Raw genomic sequence first — 17,048 nt, forward strand, 5'->3', positions numbered from 1 at the left:
TCTGCCAGAATAGCTACCAGCCTGATGGAAAGTTATTTTTGGTACAAATACTGCCCGAAAGCAAACCGGATAGTATGTTATGGGGTGATAAAGACAAGGTTAGCGAACCGGGCGCTGACGCCGCATCTTGCGGGCCCGCTTCTCCCATTGCAGCTGCTCCCTGACTCCTGGGGGCGACCCTTGGTTTATAGGTGCTGAGGCCTTCTTATTAATTTGGCTGAAACTGTACCACTGCTGCTGCACCAGCACTGGCGGGCCAGCAGCAGCTTCGGCTACCACTTGGTAAAGGTAGCGCCCGGGCGCGGCCAGCGTATCGGTGAAGCTATAGTCGGAAGCGGCCCCGCCGTAGGTGGTGCGCGCCACCGGCACGGCAGCGCGGCGCGCAGCGCGGGTTTCGGCCGCCTCGCGCCGCCACACCTGAAACCGCGGTACCGAACCCAGCGAATCGCTCAGTTGCCAGCGTAGCGTAACCAGTCGGCTGGACTGTGGTTCGGCGGGTGGCGGCAGTTCGAGAGCCGGCAGCCCTTGGGGAGTGGCACTCACCGTGAGGTTGAACTGGCAAAAGTCGCGCAGGTAGCCATCTACATTCAGCAGGTAAGGCTGGCCGGCCAGCAGCGAATCCAGCGTCACAAACACATCATCCTGCGAGCCGAGCGAGGTACAACTCAGCACCTGATAGGTGGCAGGCTGACAGGGGGTTCCGGTCAGCACCACCAGTTGCACTCCGCGCACGTCGCGGCACTGCTGCCCACCGATGTTCACAAAGTAGCGGCCGGATACGCGGGGCGTAAACTCAAACCACTGGTCGTTGTGGTACTGAATGCACTTGCCGGTCAGGCTCTCATCCACGCAGGTCCATTGCACGGTGCAGTCGGTGGTACGCGAGGTAGCAGTTTCCTCGGCCCGCAACACCCGCCGCCGGGCAATGTCGTCGTTGGGTACCTGCGCGCTACTCAGCAGGCAGTAGCCGTTGCTGACTGACAGGGAAAACAGCAACGTAAGCACACGGGGGCCAAAGCGGAAATTTACCACGTCAAGGGCCCTCATTGTGTCTGCTTCGCGCTGCATTTCAATCAGCAACTGTTAATTAACCGACGCGGTAGCGCCCTTTACTTCATTTTCCACGTATTTCGAGGGGCACTTGAGCAGGATTTTGTCGGCCACGAACACATCGTTGCGCATGGCGCCGGTAATTACTACCTGCTCCGATTTGTCGAAATCCTGGGGCTGGGGGTTGAAGTACACCACGCGCTGGGCAATGCGGTTGGTATCGACCAGCGTGAAGGCGAAGTAGTTGGGGTCGAGCGTGGGATTGTACTCCAGGCCCATGATGTTCTTCTGGCCGTCGCGGGGCAGGCGGCCCACCACGTGTACTTTGGTCAGGTTGCCATCGGCGGCCCGCTCGCGCGCCTCCTTGAACGAGACGTACACGCTGGCGTCGCCGGCCGTGCTGGTGATGATGGCAATGGCCACGGCAATGATGGCCATAACGAAGATGTGGGCTTTTTTCATGTCGGTTAAAACAAGAGGCGGCTCCGGGTGGAGTCAGAAGTCAGCTCGGAACAATGATTCGGACCACAAAGGTCCTTTAAAAATGGTGAAATAGTGAGATGGTGAACTGGTGAGTTGGCGTTCGGAAGGCGAAATGGCACAGGAGACGCATTCAGGGCCGCCCGAACAGCAGTTCACCAGTTCACCAACTCACTATTTCACCGCTCGTCCGCCACTTCCTTTTCCAGACGGCTGAGCTTGCGGTCGAGGGAAATCAGAAACAGCAGCAGCCCGATCAGCACCACGGCAATAACGGCCACCACCACGTAGATTTTGCCGCTCTGGCGCAGGGCCTCGGCCATTTCGGGCTGGGCGCCGGGTGCCTGGGCCGCGGCCCGCAGCAGGGGCAGCAGCAGGGCCAGCAGCAGCAGGACCGGGCGGCGCAGCAGGCCGGGGGCAGCGCTATGCAAGTTGCTTTTCATATACTTTCAATTTAAGCACGGAAATGCGGGTAGCCAGCTGGGCCACCCAGAAAGCCAGCAGCGTCCAGCCGATAACGGCCGGGTAGAACACGAGGCGCATGTCGCTGTCGAGGTCGTACTTGGCGAAGGCCGGGTTGCCGCCCGAGCCGGGGTGCAGCGAGTCGGTGAGGCGCGGCAGGATGTAGAACAGCGGCATGGCCACGGCGAAGGCAAACACGTTGTAGATGGCCGACACGCGGGCGCGCTGCTGCTCATCGGTAAACGAGGAGCGCAGCACCAGATAGGCGCCGTAGATGAGCATGGCCACGGCCGCGCCGTTGAGCTTGGGGTCGTTGGTCCACCAGGCGCCCCAGGTGTAGCGGGCCCAGATGCTGCCCGTGGCCAGCCCCACGCAACCCATCAGAATGCCCGTGCGGGCCGCCTCGTGGGCCTTGATGTCGAGCTCGGGCGTAGGCGTGCGCAGGTAGCGCACCGAGTAGTACACCGAGGCCACCAGAATAGCCGTCATGCCGAACCACATGGGCACGTGGAAGTACAGGTTGCGGATGCTCTCGTTGAGAATAGCCAGCCGCGGCACCGGCATCAGCAGGCCCGCCACCGCCACATACAGCAGCAGCACCACCGTCAGGACTTTCCACCAGTTTTTCATTGGAGAAGCTAGGAGTTAGAAGCTAGGAGTCAGAAGCTGGTACAAGCCTTTAATTCCTGCTCTTGCGTGAGGTAGATACATAACAATTTCAGTTCTCAAAAGTCGACGTGGTTCGGAAAAGACAGAGGCCATTCTAGCTCCTAACTTCTAGCTCCTAACTTCTCAAAATCAGCTTCGCCACAGAAACGGGAAGAGCAGGTACGACACAGCCCCGACGATGAGGTTGAGGGCCACCAGGGTGAGCAGGGCGCTGCGGCTGGCTTCGAATTCGAGGCCGTCGAGGGCGTTTTTGGATACTTTGATGAGCAGCAGCAGCATGGGCACCATCAGCGGGAAGCCCAGCACGGCCATCAGGGTGCTGCTGTTGGTGGCCTTGGCCGCTATGCCGGCCACCAGCGTAAGCGTGCCGGCAAAGCCCACGGCGCCCAGCAGCACGTTGCCCACAAACAGCGGCACGTTCTGCACCGGGTTGCCCAGCACCACCGAGTAGAGCGTGAAGGCTACCAGCGCCAAGCCCACCAGCAGCAGGGCGTTGTAGGCTATTTTGGCCAGAATCACGGCCTGGGGCCGCACCACCGTGTAGTAGTAGAGCATGCGGCCCCGGCTTTCCTGCAGAAAGCCCTTGGCCACGGCATTGACGGCCGAAAACAGCAGGACAATCCAGAACAGCGCATTCCAGGCCGGGGCGGGCAGCTGGCCGCCGCGCGACGAAAAGCTGAGGTAGCACACGAACACCGTGCTGCTCACGTACAGCAGCATGCCGTTCAGGGCCGCCCGCTGCCGCCATTCCAGCCGGAAGTCCTTCTGCATCAATACCCAGATTTCACTTAGCAGCGCCACGGCAACTTGGCTGGTTGAACGGACCACAAAGATACAACCCAACCCCCGGACTACCTGCCCCCGCCCCTTCTTTCCTTTAAGCCAGCCCGGTAAAGCAGCCCTAAATGCAAACCGGCCGGCTTCCCGCAGAGAAACCGGCCGGTGGGCTGATTGGGTAGTGGGCGCCTGAAGGCGTTAGAAGTCGTAGCCCAGCGTCACGTAGATTTTCGGGCCGTTGGTGGTGTACTGCTCGCGGCCCCAGGCCACGTCGCCCTTCACGTAAAAGCCCAGCATGGTGGTGCGAATGCCCGCGCCGTAGCCGTAGAGCAGCGGGTTGGTGAAGTTGATAACCGTCGCCGAAAAGCCGCCTTCCTCCTTGACCACCGTGTTGTTGGAGTTATTGACGCTGAACGGGTTATGGCCCGAGTACGTCGTGCCTACGTCGCCGAAGGCCGTCAGCTGCAGGTTGCGGAAGAAGCCCGACTCGATGGGCCGCCGCGAGAAATACTGCACAATCGGCAGGCGCAGTTCGGAGTTGAAGAGCACGTACTTGCGGCCCACCCGCTTGCTGTAGTCGTAGCCCCGCAGGTTGGTCACGAACTGCTGATAGAACATCTGGGTGGGGTCGAGGTTGGTGTCGCTCGCCGGCGTGCCGGCCGCCGTAATATAGCGCGAGTCGGCGTAGTCGTAGTTCAGCCAGTTGTCCATGCCGCCGAGGCGGAAGAAGGGCGGCGTAGCCCCGCCCCCGATGTACTGCCCGAAGCTGGCGCGGTTGGCCCAGATGAGCTGGCGGTGCAGCTTCTGGTAGTGGCGCAAATCAACGGTGAGCTTGGTGAAGCCCGTGTTGTCGCCGCTCAGGTCGCGCAGCTGGTTGATGCCGGCCTTCATGCGCGTGCCCTGCAGCATGTTGATGCCGGTAATCACCGAGTTGTCGAACACCAGCTCGGCCTCGCCGCCCAGGTAGTTCTTGTTTATGTCGGGGGCGTTAGACAGGTCGCTGTAGAGGCGGCGGCTCACGTTCACGAAGCGCGGGCCCAGGCGCACGCTCAGGTTGTGGGTGAGCGGATAGGCCAGGGTGGGCGCAATTTCGTGCCGCCCGTAGCGCAGCCGGCTGTTGGGCGTCAGCTCGTCGGCAAAATAGGCCTGCTTCTGGTAGCGGATGCTCCAGTCGTAGCGGTGCTTGAGGTTGGTGTACTCGGCAAAGATGTTGCTGGTGCGCAGGTCGGTGAGGGCAAAGATGCCGGCCTGAATCCGGTGGTCCTCCAGCAAATCCGACATGTTCACCTGCGCCGAAAAGCCCAGCCCCAGCAGCGGGTCCGAGGTCAGCGTCGACACCACATTATCAATGCTGAAGGGAGTGCCGTAGCGGAACGGGCCGGCAATAGTGGCGGCTTCGGCTGGGGCGGCCTTGGGCAGAGCCACCACCGTGGCCGCCCGGCGCCGGGCCGGCGCCGGGGCCCGCGAGGCCGGAATATCCTCGTCGAACTCGTAATCGTTGGGGTTGACGCGGGCGTCGGCCGGTTTGGTCGCCGTTTTATCGGCCGGTTTTGGCGCCGCCGGAGCAGTCGCCGGGTCGGCCGAATCGGCGGGGGGAACCAGGCCCTGGGCGCGGGCCACGGTGGGGCCGGGGCGGTTGGGGGCCGCGGCTTTGGCCGGCGCGGGCCGCGAGCGGTCTTCCAGAATTTCCTGGCGGGCCGTTTTGTGCAGCCGCAGGCCCTGGGGCAGCGCGTAGCTGGGGTAGAGGTAGGCGTTGCTGCGGCCGTCGGCGGTGGCCGTCAGGCCCAGCGCGCCGGTGGTGGCGTTGTAGTCGAAATCGAGCACGCCGGCCCGGAAGCTGGTAACGGGCTGGTAGTCGCGGGCACTAAAGGAGTAGCGGTAGATGCTGCGCACGCCGCTTTCCTCGCTGATAAACAGCACCTCATCGTTGCTGATGGCGCGCGGGCGGCTTTCGTTGGAAATCGTGCTTACCAGCGCCTCCACCGGCTGCGGGCGGCCATCGAGATGGTAGCGGTACAGGTCGTAGTTGTTCACCACGGCTGCAAAGTTGCCCCGGGCCGTACCGGCCGTGTCGAGCCAGCGGTTCGAGCTGAACACCAGGCTCTGGCCGTCGGGCAGAAATACCGGCTCCACATCATCGAACACGTCGTTGGTGAGCCGCTCGGGCGTGCGGCTGCCGGCCCGCAGCAGGTATAGGTCGCTCTGGCCCTGGCGCACCCCGCTAAACACCACCGACTTACCATCGGCCGAGTAGCTGAGGGCCGAAATCTGCGAGAAGGGCGAAAACAGCGAGGTGCGCTTGCCAAACCGGGGCAGCAGGCTTTTGAGGCGGGCGCCCAGGTTGCTCAGGCCGCCGTTGGCCTCGCGCAGCTGCAGCACCAGCTGGCCGCGCTGCTCTTCCACCACGGCCACCTGCCCGTTGCCGCGCCAGGCCAGCAGCGGCAGGCGGGTTTCCACCTGCTGATCGGGCGTTTTATAGCCGCCGCGGTGCAGCACGTCTTTCCCGCGGCCGTTCTGGTTCACTACCAGCACGCGGTAGCGGCCCCGGTCGTTCTGCACGTAGGCCAGGCGCTGGCCGTTGGGACTGAGCACGGGCTGGCTGTAGAGGATGTTGCGGCGGTTGCGGCCGGCCAGGCTGTTCTTGTCGTCCAGCTCCTGAAACGGCGTGAGCGGCTGGGCATTCAGCTGGCGGTAATACGCCAGCCAGTCTTTCAGAAACACCTTATAGGGCACATTCAGCGAGGAGCTGATGCCCACTTCCACGTCGCGGGTGATGCGCGTCAGGTTGAGAATGTTCTGGATGCTGGTGTAGCCGTAACGCTCGGCAATGTAGTTCCACACGCTCTGGCCGGCCAGCTCGGGGTTGCGCAGAAAGAACGGCGCCGTGCGGTTGCCCTCGTGCTCCTGCACCATCGTGCGCATGTAGTCGTCCATTTCCACGCTCCAGCCCTGGGCCGCGTAGGCCGAGGCCCCGTCGATAAACCAGTTGGGCAGCTGCAGCAGGTAGCTGCTCTGGATGACTTCGCGCAGCGAGCCGCCGTACATCATATCATTAAGCAGCACCTCGGTGATGCGGGTGCTCAGCTCCTGCTTGAACTGCGTTTGGGTGCCCTGGAAGGCAATCTGGACTTTGGTGGAGCGGGCCAGCGCGGTTTCGCCGCCGCTGGTGTACTTCTCGGGCGCTAGGCCCACGTTGCTCTGCCGCAAATCGCCCACCGAGTTGAAGAGCATGAGCGTGGTTTTCGAGTACGGGTAGTACCCAATCAGCCCCGTGATGCGCTGCAGCTCCTTTTCGGCGTACTCGGCCGCGTGGCGGGCGTTGGCTTCGCCCCCGGCATAGTAGTACACCGTAAAATTCTGGGTGCTCAGCTGCAGCCAGTCGAAGGTCTTGTACTGAATCCGGACCCGCCCGAAAGGCTCCTGGGCCGTTTGGGCCTGCGCGGCGGGACCAACGGCCAGCAGTCCGGCCAGTAGCACCAGCGTACCAACGGGCCGCGCCAGCTCGGGCCGGGAAACAAAGAAAACGTGCTTCATATCAAAAACCGGGGGCGGGAACGGGGTGGATAGCGGGTTAGGTAGAATGGATAAGAACGTCATTCAGAGCGCAGCGAAGAATCTCGCCTGAAGCCGTTGCGCGATTTTCATTCAACGATTCAAGCGAGATTCTTCGCTGCGCTCTGAATGACGTTCTTATCCTGTTTCTTCTTCACGAAAACAAATTAGCTAAATCCGGCTACTTCGCGGCCGGGCCGGCCGCATACAACGAAAGATACCGCCGGATATTGACTTCGGGCCAGGGCTCAACGTCATTTTCCAGCCAATCGGCCATCACCTGGGCCAGCCGGGGCGCGAACATGACGCCCTTCGAACCCATGCCGTTGAACACGTGCAGCCCCGGCCTTTCGGGGTGCGTACCCAGCAGCGGCTTCCGGTCGCGCACGGCCGGCCGCACCCCGGCCCGCTGGTCGAGCACCCGGAAGGGCTGGTCGGTCAGCTCGGCGAGGCGCTGGCTGAGCTCCGTGCGGGCCTCGGCCGTAATGCCCGCCGCGAAGGGCGGCCAGCGGTAGGTGGCGCCCACCCGCAGCCGGTTTTCGCCCAGCGGCACCACGTAGGCGCCCTTGTTGAGCACCGTATCGGTGGGCAGGCCAGCGCACCCCACCGACAGCACCTCGCCCTGGTTGGGGGTGAGGGGCAGCCAGCTGAAGTAGGGATTTTGGATGGTGGCGGCGCCCTCGCAGCTGATTACGTGCCGGGCCTGCACCCGGTCCGCGTAGCGGAAGCCGCCGCCGGCCGGCTCGGCAACAAGCGCGGTCCAGTCAAAAGTTTCGTGCTGCAGCCAGCCCGCTGCCAGCCCTTCGGCCGTGAGGGCCGTGAGCAGCTCCTCGACCAGCACGAAGCCACCGCGCCGCACCAGCAGCCCGCCAAACTCGGGGCGCACGCCCGGCAGCGGCGGCAGCTCGCCGGCCGTGTCGTCGTCGATAAAATCCTGCCAGGGCCGATCGGCGCTGCGGGCCAGCAGCGCGTTCTGCTCCTGCACCGAGTTGAAAAACTTGGCAATGGGCAGGGCCCGGAAAAACGGCCGGCCCAGCCGCTGCTCCTGGGCGCGGTAGAACTGGGTGGCGGCCGTCAGCAGCTCGTCGGCGCGCCAGGCCAGGGCGAAGCGCTTGCCGGCCACCGGGTTCATCAGGCCCGCCGCCACCCGCGAGGCCGAGTCGGGCTGGGGCGTATCGAGCACGAGCACCGTGCGGTTGCGGCCGCGCAGCTCGGCCGCCAGCGTGGCCCCGGCAATGCCGTAGCCGATAATCAGGTAGTCAACGTGTCGCATTGAAAAATTGTGGAACTGGTAAACAAAGGAACGTCATTCAGAGCGGAGCGAAGAATCTCGCTCGACGCCACAGGCGAGTTGTCGTCTCAGGCCAGCACGCGGAATTCTTCGCTCCGCTCTGAATGACGTTCTGTACAGGTTCAGTTCCCCGTTCCTTCGGACCCCAAATTCCCCTAACTTGCCCTTTCAAACCTGTACTCCCTTTGCCATGACCGTTGCCGGCTTCACTTTCAACCCGTTTGCCGAAAACACTTACCTGCTCTCCGACGAAACCGGCGAAGCCATACTTGTAGACCCCGGCTGCTACGAGCCGGCCGAGCAGCAGGCGCTGCGCCAGTATATTGAGGAGCATAAGCTGCGCGTGGTGCTGCTGGTGAATACCCACGCCCACATCGACCATGTGCTGGGCAACCAGTTCGTCATCGACACCTATAAAGTCCCCTACCTGCTGCACGAGGAGGATTTGCCGGTGCTGCGGGCCGTGCCGAGCTACGCTGCCAACTACGGTTTCCCGCGCTACCAGCCGGCCGAGCCCACCGGCCACCTGCGGCCCGGCGAAACGGTGCGTTTCGGCAACACCGAGCTGGAAGTGCGCTTCGTGCCCGGCCACGCGCCCGGCCACGTAGTGCTTTACCACGCCCCCACCAGTACGGTTATCGGCGGCGACGTGCTGTTTCAGAACAGCATCGGCCGCACCGATTTGCCCGGCGGCGACCACGCCACGCTCATTGCCAGCATCAAAAGCCAGCTGCTGCCCCTGCCCGACGACACAGTGGTGTACCCCGGCCACGGCCCCGCCACCACCATCGGGGAGGAGCGCCGCCACAACCCGTTTCTGAAGTAGGGGCTTGGAGACTGAGTTGCCTGCCTGTCATCCTGAGCAGAGCGAAGGACCTATACAGAGGGTATATCCATTGATTGGCTTCTGTATAGGTCCTTCGCTCCGCTCAGGATGACAGGCGGTTAACCCAGTCCCCAAGTCCCCAAGTCCCCAAGCCCCTTGAAAAAGCATCTTCCCAACGCCGTTACCTGCCTGAACCTGTTTTCGGGCTGCCTGGCGCTCTGCGCCGCCTTTGCCGGCAACCTCGTGCTGGCCGCCTATTTCGTGGCCCTGGCGGCGCTGTTCGACTTCTTCGACGGGCTGCTGGCCCGGGCCCTGCACGTGTCGTCGCCGATTGGCAAAGACCTGGATTCGCTGGCCGATATGGTGTCGTTTGGGGTGGTGCCGGGGGCGCTGCTGTTTGCGCTGCTCACCCAGGCCGGCACCGACCTGCCCGACTGGCTGCCCTACGCGGGCTTTGTGCTGACGGTGTTTTCGGCGCTGCGGCTGGCCAAGTTCAACAACGACACCCGCCAGTCCGACTCGTTTATCGGGCTGCCCACGCCGGCCTGCACGCTGGTGGTGGCCTCGCTCCCGCTCATTCTGGAAAACGACCACCTGGCCCTCGCCCCTTTCATTCTCAGCCCCTGGTTGCTGCTGGGCCTCACGGCGCTGCTGTCGGGGCTGCTGGTGGCCGAGCTGCCGCTGTTCGCCCTCAAATTCAAAACCATGCGCTGGCAGGACAACAAGCTGCGCCTCACCTTTATGTTGCTGAGCCTGGCGCTGCTGGCAGTGCTGCGCGAGGTGGCCGTGCCGCTGATTGTGCTGCTCTACGTGCTGCTGTCGGTGTTCAGCCCGGCCAAGGCCCCCGCAACTGCCGCCTGATTCGGCCGCCGGCAATCCGGGGCGGCGGCAGTTTCGTTTAGCAGACAGCTGAATTTGTTGCTGATGGGCGGAGGCGGGCGCAATAATTAGCGGCGCGCGGTGTTATCTTTTGGGCTGAACTGTATTGCCGGCGGTCCTGTTGGCGCTCGTAGTTTCTTTTCCCGGCTTTTTGCGTTGTGCGTATGCGGTATTCTACGTTCTGGCTGCTAACCACGCTCCTGTTGCTGGGAGCTGCGGCCCCGCGGGCCCGGGCCCAAACGGGCGAGCAGACTTACCGGAGCCGCATTACCTGGACGGGCACCGTGCCGGTGGGTTTGAAGGGCCAGAAACGGATGGTACCCGGCTTCCGGGGTGCCGCTTTCGGGCCTGAGGAGCAGGTGGGCACGCTGCTGGTGCGGCTGGCCGGCACCGTGGCCGCGGGTCAGCTGAGCGAAACCCAGTACGAGCCGCTGCTGCCCGCCCAGGCCGGCCAGCTCGACGTAGCTTCCTTGCCACCCTCGCCGCTGGTGCAGCTGGTAAGCGGCACCGAGGCCCGTCAGCCCGTTACGCTGCTGCGCCTGCAGCCGCTGCGCCGCAACCCCCAAACCGGCCAAGCCGAGCGCCTCGTGAGTTTCGGCTACACGTATAGCACCGCCAGCACCCGCCCCGAAGCCACGCGCAGCTACGCCCGCAGCTCGGTGCTCAGCCAAGGCGAGTGGTTTAAGATTGGCGTGTCCACGAGCGGCATTTTCAAGCTCGATAAGTACACGCTTAAAGCTATCGGTCTCGACAACTTTGACCCCAGCCGGCTGCGGCTGTTTGGCAACGCCATGGGCACGCTGCCCCAGCCCAACAGCGCCTACCGCCCCGACGATTTGGTGGAAAACGACATCCAGTTCGTGGGCAACGGCAACGCCACCTTCGACAACGACGAGTACTTCCTGTTCTACGCCCGCGGCCCGCACACTTGGAGCCGCGAGGGCCTGACCACCCGCTTCCGCCACCAGCTCAACCCCTACACCGATACGGCCTACTACTTCCTGACGGTGGGCCCCACCGCCGGCCGCCGCGTGGCGCCGGCCCCGGCCGTGAGCGGCGCACCCGGCGCCCGCATCAGCACCTTCACCGACCGGCAGTTCTACGAGCGCGACCTGCTGAACCTGCGCAAATCGGGCCGTACCTGGGTGGGCGAGGCCTTTGCGGGCAGCAACGCCACCGAGCAAACCTTCACGCTGCCGGTGGCCGATCTGGTGCCGGGCTCCACGGCCCAGATTACTTCGGCCGTGGTGGCCTCATCGGCGGTGCCTACCCTATTTAAGCCCAGCGCCAACGGGCAGCCGCTGCCCCCCCAGGTGGTGCCGGGCTACAGCTGCACCGGCGGCGGCTACTGCTTTGCCGAGGCCGCCAACACCAACCGCAGCATTCTGCAGTACCCGGTGCCGGCCACCTCGCCCACCGAGCTTAAAATCACGCTCAGCTACGACGGCGGGTCGGAACCCAGCTCAGTGGGTTACCTCGATTATCTGGAAGTGAATGCCCGCCGCCAGCTGCGCCTGAGCGGGGGCCTGCTGCAGTTCCGCAGCCTCGAAAACATCCAGCCCGGCGCCGTTAGTCAGTTTGAAGTGGGCAACGCGGCCGGCGCTACCATCTGGGACGTGAGCAACCCGCGCCGCCCGGCCGCGGTGGCGGCGCCCGGGGGCAGCTTCCTGGCCCGCACCGACACTGTGCGCGAGTTTGTGGCCTTCACGGGGGCTGCTTTTCCGGCGCCCCGCAGCTTCGGCAAAGTGCCCAACCAGAACCTGCACGCCCTCAACCTCGATGGCAAGCTGGAGCTGGTGATTGTGGCCCACCCGCGTTTTCTGCAGGAAGCCAATAAGCTGGCCGCCCACCGCGCCAGCCACGACGGCCTAAACGTGCAGGTAGTGAACGTGCGGCAGGTGTACAACGAGTTCGGCTCGGGCGGCCAGGACGTAACGGCCCTGCGCGACCTGATGAAGATGGTGTACGACCGCAACACCAGCGGCCGCCGCCAGTACCTGCTGCTGTTCGGCGACGCCTCCTACGACTACAAGGCCGACCCCGCCAACGACGCCAGCAAGCTGCCCGAGTGGTGGGCTCAGCGCCAGCCGGCCAACGCCAACCAGACCAACCAGAACTTCGTGCCGGTGTACGAGTCGGAGGAAAGCTTCGATCTGGTGATGGGCAACCGCATCAATGGCCAGGGCATCACCTATTCATCCGACGACTATTACGGCCTGCTCGATGACTCGGAGGGCGCCTGGCTGCCGGGTACCAGCAACGAGCTGCTCGATGTGGCGGTGGGCCGCCTGCCGGTGAGCACCCCCGAACAGGCCGCCCGCGTGGTGCAGAAGCTGATTGACTACGACAGCCCCGCCGGCTACGGCAAGTGGCGCAACCGCCTCACGTTCGTGTCCGACGACGGCGACAACAACCTGTTTGTGTACTACAGCGAGCAGCTGGCCAACCCGCTCGATACGCTGAGCGCCGCCCGCGGCTACAACGTGTACAAGCTCTACCTCGACCTGTTTCCGCAGCTGCAGCTGGCCGCCGGCGAACGGTCGCCGGCCGCCGAAAAAGCCATTGATGAGGCCTTTGAGCAGGGCTCGCTGCTGATCAACTACATCGGCCACGGCGGCACCACGGGTTTGGCTGATGAGCAGATTGTCACCAAAAGCTCCATCGACAACCTGAAGAACGACACCCGGCCCACGTTCATGTTCACTGGTACCTGCGACTTCAGCACCTACGACGACCCGGCCCTTACCTCGGCCGGCGAGCAGGCCCTGATTGATGTGAAGGGCGGCGCCATCGGCCTGCTCACCACCACCCGCGTAGTGTACGCCGACCGCAACCAGTCGCTGGCCGTCGAGTTTTTCAAGGATTTGTTTCAGCGCCGGCCCGACGGCACCATGCCCCGCATCGGCGACATTTGCCGTACGGCCAAAAACATTGCCGTCATCGGCGACAACAACCGCAACTACGCCCTGCTCGGCGACCCTTCGATGCGCCTGGCCTACCCCGAGCAGGAGGTAGCCCTGACCGAAATCAATGGCAAGCCGGTAACGGCCACCATGCCCGACACGCTCAAGGCCCTGCAGCAGGTAACGCTGAAGGGCGAAGTGCGGCAGAACGGGCAGCTGAGCCAGACATTTGCGGGCACGGCCAACGTGCAGGTGTTCGAGAAGCAGGCCACCGTGAAAACGCTCGGCAACCAGGACACGCCGCAGGCCATTCAGCTGCGCGAAAACATCCTGTACGACGGCCCGGCCAGCGTGCAGGGCGGCAAGTTCAGCCTGCAGTTCGTGGTGCCCAAAGACATCAACTACAGCGTGGGCCTGGGCAAAATCAGCCTCTACGCTGCCGACCCCACCAACCGCACCGACGCCCAGGGCCAGCGCCTGCTGCCCATCGGCGACGTGGCCCCGCTAACCTCGCGCGACACGATTCCGCCCCGCATCCGGCTGTTTATGGATAGCGAGCAGTTTGTGGCCGGCGGCCTGACAGGCCTCAGCCCCACGCTGCTGGCCGTGCTGCGCGACGCCAGCGGCATCAACACGGCCGGCACCGGCATCGGCCACGACCTCACGCTCACGCTCGACGGCGACGCCAGCAAGGTGCTCGTGCTCAACTCGTCGTACACGGCCAAAACCGACAGCTTTCAGGTAGGCCGGGTGCGCTACGAACTCAAGGACCTCACGCCCGGCCCCCACGAGCTGCGCCTCAAGGCCTGGGACACCTGGAATAATTCCTCGGAGCAGCGCCTCGAATTCATTGCCGCCGCCACCGACAAGCTGGCGTTGCAGCACGTGCTCAACTACCCCAACCCGTTTGCGCAGAGCACTACCTTCCACTTCGACCACAACCGCAGCGGCCAGGACCTGGATATTCAGGTGCAGATTTTCTCGGTGGCCGGCCGGCTGGTGCGCACGCTGCAGGGCACGGCCCTGGGCAGCGGCTCGCACGTGGCGGCCCTGAGCTGGGACGGCCGCGACGAGTACCACGACCAGCTGGCCCGCGGCGTGTACGTGTACCGCGTAACCGTGCGCACCCGCGCGGCCAACGGCACCGATATTTCCACGGCTTCCAAATACGAGAAGCTGGTGCTGCTCAACTAACTTGCCTTCGCGGCTTTTCGCTACTTTTCGACTTCGCACTTTCTCTCTCCCCTATGATCCTGCCCCACTTGTCCCTGCGTTCGGTATTGTTGCCCGGGCTGTTGAGTCTGGCCGCCGCCACCGCGCATGCCCAGGACCAGCATACCATCACCACGGCCGTGCCCATCCTCACCATCAGCCCCGATTCGCGCTCCGGAGCATTAGGAGAGGCTGGCGTAGCCATCAGCCCCGACGCCAATGCCGGTTATCACAACCCCGGCAAGCTGGGCTTCGTGCGTTATCAGCACAGCGCATCACTTTCGTACACGCCTTGGCTGGCCACCATCACCAATGATATGGGCCTGGGCTACCTGAGCGGCACCACCAAGCTCAGCGACCGAAGCACGCTATCGGCCAACCTGATGTATTTTGATTTGGGCGAAATTGAGTACCGCGACTTTCTTGGTAATTCAAATGGTGGCTTCAACCCAAAGGAGTATGCGGTGACGATAGGGTATGGCCAGAAGTTGAGCGACAATTTCGGCGTGGGCATCAACGCTCGCTACATTCGCTCCAACCTCACGGGGGGCACTGGCGGCGATGCGATTCCCGGCAACGCCGTGGCCGTGGATCTGGGTGCCTACTACACCACCGACCTTACCATCGGGGCCGGTGATTACAATCTGGCTTTTGGGGGAGCCATTTCCAATATCGGCAACAAAATCGCCTACACCAGAGGCGGTGATAAGCCCGATTTCCTGCCCACCAACCTGAAGCTGGGTACGGCCATCACCAAGGAACTTGATCCTTTCAACAAACTCACCTTCGCATTCGACGCCAACAAGCTGCTGGTGCCTTCCCCTTACTACGAAGATGGGGCCGCACCCAACAATCAAGCAGTACAGGCCGAAAACGACAAGCGGCGCGCCTACGGCATTGTGAAGGGCATTACCAGCTCGTTCAGTGATGCGCCGGGCGGCTTCAGCGAGGAGCTCAAGGAAATTAACCTTTCGGCCGGCCTGGAATACGCCTACAACGACCTGCTGATGGTGCGGGCGGGCTACTTCTACGAGAATCCCACCAAGGGCAACCGGCAGTACCTGAGCTTCGGTGCCGGCGTGCGTTACCAGGTTTTTGGGGTCGATGGTACCTATCTGGTGCCGAACTCGAAGGCTAACCCCCTTGCCGAAACATTGCGCGTGTCGCTGCACTTTAACTTCAACGAGCTCAGCGAAGCATTTGGCCCAGCCGATAGCCCCGTCAACTAGCCATTTTATTTCTTTGTAAAGCTAACATTCCGAGCAAAGCGAGGAATCTGGCCGAATGCCACCAAGTAATTTGGTTAGGCATTCTATCCAGGTTTTCCGCTTTGCTCGGAATGTTAGCTTTGTACCCCACCTAAGTAACTTAACTTGATACTCGACCGCACTATTGCCCCTCCTGTTCAGCCACTGGCCCGCGTAACGCTGCCCGCAGCTGAAGTTTTCCCCCTTCCTAACGGTGCCCGCCTGCACGTGCTGCGCAACGATGCCCAGCCCGTAATACGCCTGCAGGTGGTTTTTAAGGCCGGCAAGTGGTACGACCCCTCGGCGGGCGTGTCGCTGCTGGCGGCCCGGCTACTGCTCGAAGGTACCCGCACCCGCACCGCCCGCCAGATTGCCGATGAGGTAGCCTTCTTCGGCGCCTCGCTGGATTGCGAGCAGGGCTTCGACCGGGCTACGCTCACGCTCTACTGCCTGAGCCGCCACCTGCCACAATTACTGCCTTTAGTGCAGGACGTGCTGACAGAACCCACCTTCCCCGAAACCGAGTTGGCGCTGGTGAAGACACGCACGATCCAGAATGTGCGCGTAGAGCGGCAGAAAACAAGCTACCTCGCCTCCGAAAGCTTCTCGCGCCACCTGTTCGGCCCCGGCTACCCCTACGGCGTCAAGTTCGACGAAACCGTTTTCCAGGATATCACCTCCGAACAGGTTCGCCACTTTTTCCAGCAGCGCTATAACTTCGCCGAAGCGGAAATCTTCCTGTGCGGCGACGCCACCGATGAGCACATCGCGCTGCTGACCGAAGGCCTAGGAACTCCTGCCGGAGGCGATGTGCGGCCACCGGCTACTACCCCCGCTCCTGCTGTGCTGGCTCCGCGCGACTACGTGACCGTCGATGGCAGCCTGCAGGCCTCACTGCGCATCGGCCGCCTGTGGCCCGCACTGAATCACCCTAAAACCCACGCGCTGCAGGTATTGGTGAAGGTGCTGGGTGGCTACTTCGGCTCGCGCCTGATGAAGAACATTCGCGAAGACAAAGGCTTCACCTACGGCATCTACGCCAGCGTGCAGCCCCGCGAGCATGCCACCAGCTTCGTAATTGGCTCCGATGTAAATGCGGCCAACGCGCCCGCTGCCATCGAGGAAGTACAGCGGGAACTGCGCCGCCTGCAGCAGGAGCCCGTACCCTTGACGGAGTTGCAAACGGTGAAGAACTACATAAGCGGCAAGTTCGCCAACGAGCTCAGCACCGTATTCGAACAGTGCGACAAGTACAAGAACCTCATATTCTATCACCTCCCCACCAGCTACTACTCCGATTTCGTAGCGCAGGTACAAGCCACCGACGCCGCCACGTTGCAGGAGTTAGCGCAAGAATACTTGTCGCCTGAAAGTATGGTTGAGGTGGTATCCGGCCCCAAGCAGTAGCTCTGGTTTCCACTAACGCCAAACGGCCCGTTCCCTCGCGTGAGGAAACGGGCCGTTCTACTTTACGCCTAACCCAGCATCACTGCTACGGCAGGACTGGCAGGGCTATAAACGCGAACTGCCCCGCGCATCCCGGGCCGTAAGGCACTGGACGCTGCGGGGCAGCAGGCTTGATAAGGTTGGCGGCGACCGACTCTCCCACCGGTGAAGGCAGTACCATAGGCGCTCCGGGGCTTAACGACTCTGTTCGGAATGGGAAGAGGTGAACACCCGGGCTAAAGCCACCATTATCA

General features: G+C 63.0%; 12 protein-coding genes and 1 rRNA gene. 5 read left to right on the forward strand and 8 right to left on the reverse strand.

What is annotated here, in order from left to right; all coding sequences use genetic code 11:
- Positions 1-99 precede the first annotated feature (99 nt).
- From H145_RS0117195 to H145_RS0117225, 7 genes are all read right to left on the reverse strand, one after another.
- Complete coding sequence (locus H145_RS0117195) at positions 100-1,005, reverse strand: hypothetical protein (protein WP_157541744.1); 906 nt, start codon at positions 1,003-1,005, stop codon at positions 100-102.
- A gap of 78 nt (positions 1,006-1,083) precedes the next feature.
- Positions 1,084-1,512 (reverse strand): cytochrome c maturation protein CcmE domain-containing protein, encoded by a 429-nt coding sequence (locus H145_RS0117200; protein ID WP_019949403.1) that lies wholly within the window; start codon positions 1,510-1,512, stop codon positions 1,084-1,086.
- Between the two features lie 197 nt (positions 1,513-1,709).
- Positions 1,710-1,973 carry a CcmD family protein gene (locus H145_RS0117205; RefSeq protein ID WP_019949404.1) on the reverse strand — a complete coding sequence of 88 codons (264 nt, stop codon included), beginning with the start codon at positions 1,971-1,973 and terminating at the stop codon, positions 1,710-1,712.
- The gene (gene ccsA / locus H145_RS0117210; RefSeq protein ID WP_019949405.1) at positions 1,954-2,622 is read right to left on the reverse strand and encodes a cytochrome c biogenesis protein CcsA; all 669 of its coding nucleotides are present in this window, start codon (positions 2,620-2,622) and stop codon (positions 1,954-1,956) included. Before ccsA ends, H145_RS0117205 begins: the two co-directional genes overlap by 20 nt.
- Positions 2,623-2,790: 168 nt before the next feature.
- Positions 2,791-3,432 carry a heme exporter protein CcmB gene (locus H145_RS0117215; RefSeq protein ID WP_019949406.1) on the reverse strand — a complete coding sequence of 214 codons (642 nt, stop codon included), beginning with the start codon at positions 3,430-3,432 and terminating at the stop codon, positions 2,791-2,793.
- Between the two features lie 204 nt (positions 3,433-3,636).
- A complete protein-coding gene (locus H145_RS0117220) occupies positions 3,637-6,972 on the reverse strand; it encodes a TolB-like translocation protein (protein WP_019949407.1) in 3,336 nt (1,111 codons plus the stop codon).
- Between the two features lie 199 nt (positions 6,973-7,171).
- Entirely contained in the window at positions 7,172-8,263 is a 1,092-nt protein-coding gene (locus tag H145_RS0117225; RefSeq protein ID WP_019949408.1) for an NAD(P)/FAD-dependent oxidoreductase, read from the reverse strand.
- 208 nt (positions 8,264-8,471) lie between these two features.
- Here H145_RS0117225 and H145_RS0117230 point away from each other — a divergent pair, with 208 nt between their 5' ends.
- The 5 genes from H145_RS0117230 to H145_RS0117250 all read left to right on the forward strand — a co-directional run bounded on the left by H145_RS0117230 (position 8,472) and on the right by H145_RS0117250 (position 16,755).
- A complete protein-coding gene (locus H145_RS0117230; protein WP_019949409.1) occupies positions 8,472-9,107 on the forward strand; it encodes an MBL fold metallo-hydrolase in 636 nt (211 codons plus the stop codon).
- A gap of 156 nt (positions 9,108-9,263) precedes the next feature.
- On the forward strand, positions 9,264-9,968 hold the full coding sequence (pssA, locus tag H145_RS0117235) for a CDP-diacylglycerol--serine O-phosphatidyltransferase (protein ID WP_019949410.1): 705 nt from the start codon (positions 9,264-9,266) through the stop codon (positions 9,966-9,968).
- Positions 9,969-10,150: 182 nt separating this feature from the next.
- Entirely contained in the window at positions 10,151-14,083 is a 3,933-nt protein-coding gene (gene porU / locus H145_RS0117240; RefSeq protein WP_019949411.1) for a type IX secretion system sortase PorU, read from the forward strand.
- A 53-nt stretch (positions 14,084-14,136) separates the two neighbouring features.
- Positions 14,137-15,330 (forward strand): type IX secretion system outer membrane channel protein PorV, encoded by a 1,194-nt coding sequence (gene porV, locus H145_RS0117245; protein WP_019949412.1) that lies wholly within the window; start codon positions 14,137-14,139, stop codon positions 15,328-15,330.
- 144 nt (positions 15,331-15,474) lie between these two features.
- Complete coding sequence (locus H145_RS0117250; RefSeq protein ID WP_083937835.1) at positions 15,475-16,755, forward strand: M16 family metallopeptidase; 1,281 nt, start codon at positions 15,475-15,477, stop codon at positions 16,753-16,755.
- A gap of 177 nt (positions 16,756-16,932) precedes the next feature.
- Here H145_RS0117250 and rrf read toward each other — a convergent pair.
- Positions 16,933-17,044 (reverse strand): 5S ribosomal RNA (gene rrf / locus H145_RS0117255).
- Between the last annotated feature and the right edge of the window lie 4 nt (positions 17,045-17,048).

It is taken from the genome of Hymenobacter aerophilus DSM 13606, from assembly GCF_000382225.1.
Classification (GTDB): domain Bacteria; phylum Bacteroidota; class Bacteroidia; order Cytophagales; family Hymenobacteraceae; genus Hymenobacter; species Hymenobacter aerophilus.

Bases quoted from the DNA above. Each gene is read 5' to 3' on its own strand.
- H145_RS0117225 (WP_019949408.1), bottom strand. From the start codon at position 8,263: ATGCGACACGTTGACTACCTGATTATCGGCTACGGCATTGCCGGGGCC.
- H145_RS0117230 (WP_019949409.1), top strand. From the start codon at position 8,472: ATGACCGTTGCCGGCTTCACTTTCAACCCGTTTGCCGAAAACACTTAC.
- H145_RS0117205 (WP_019949404.1), bottom strand. From the start codon at position 1,973: ATGAAAAGCAACTTGCATAGCGCTGCCCCCGGCCTGCTGCGCCGCCCG.
- H145_RS0117220 (WP_019949407.1), bottom strand. From the start codon at position 6,972: ATGAAGCACGTTTTCTTTGTTTCCCGGCCCGAGCTGGCGCGGCCCGTT.
- porU (WP_019949411.1), top strand. From the start codon at position 10,151: ATGCGGTATTCTACGTTCTGGCTGCTAACCACGCTCCTGTTGCTGGGA.
- ccsA (WP_019949405.1), bottom strand. From the start codon at position 2,622: ATGAAAAACTGGTGGAAAGTCCTGACGGTGGTGCTGCTGCTGTATGTG.
- porV (WP_019949412.1), top strand. From the start codon at position 14,137: ATGATCCTGCCCCACTTGTCCCTGCGTTCGGTATTGTTGCCCGGGCTG.
- H145_RS0117200 (WP_019949403.1), bottom strand. From the start codon at position 1,512: ATGAAAAAAGCCCACATCTTCGTTATGGCCATCATTGCCGTGGCCATT.
- H145_RS0117215 (WP_019949406.1), bottom strand. From the start codon at position 3,432: ATGCAGAAGGACTTCCGGCTGGAATGGCGGCAGCGGGCGGCCCTGAAC.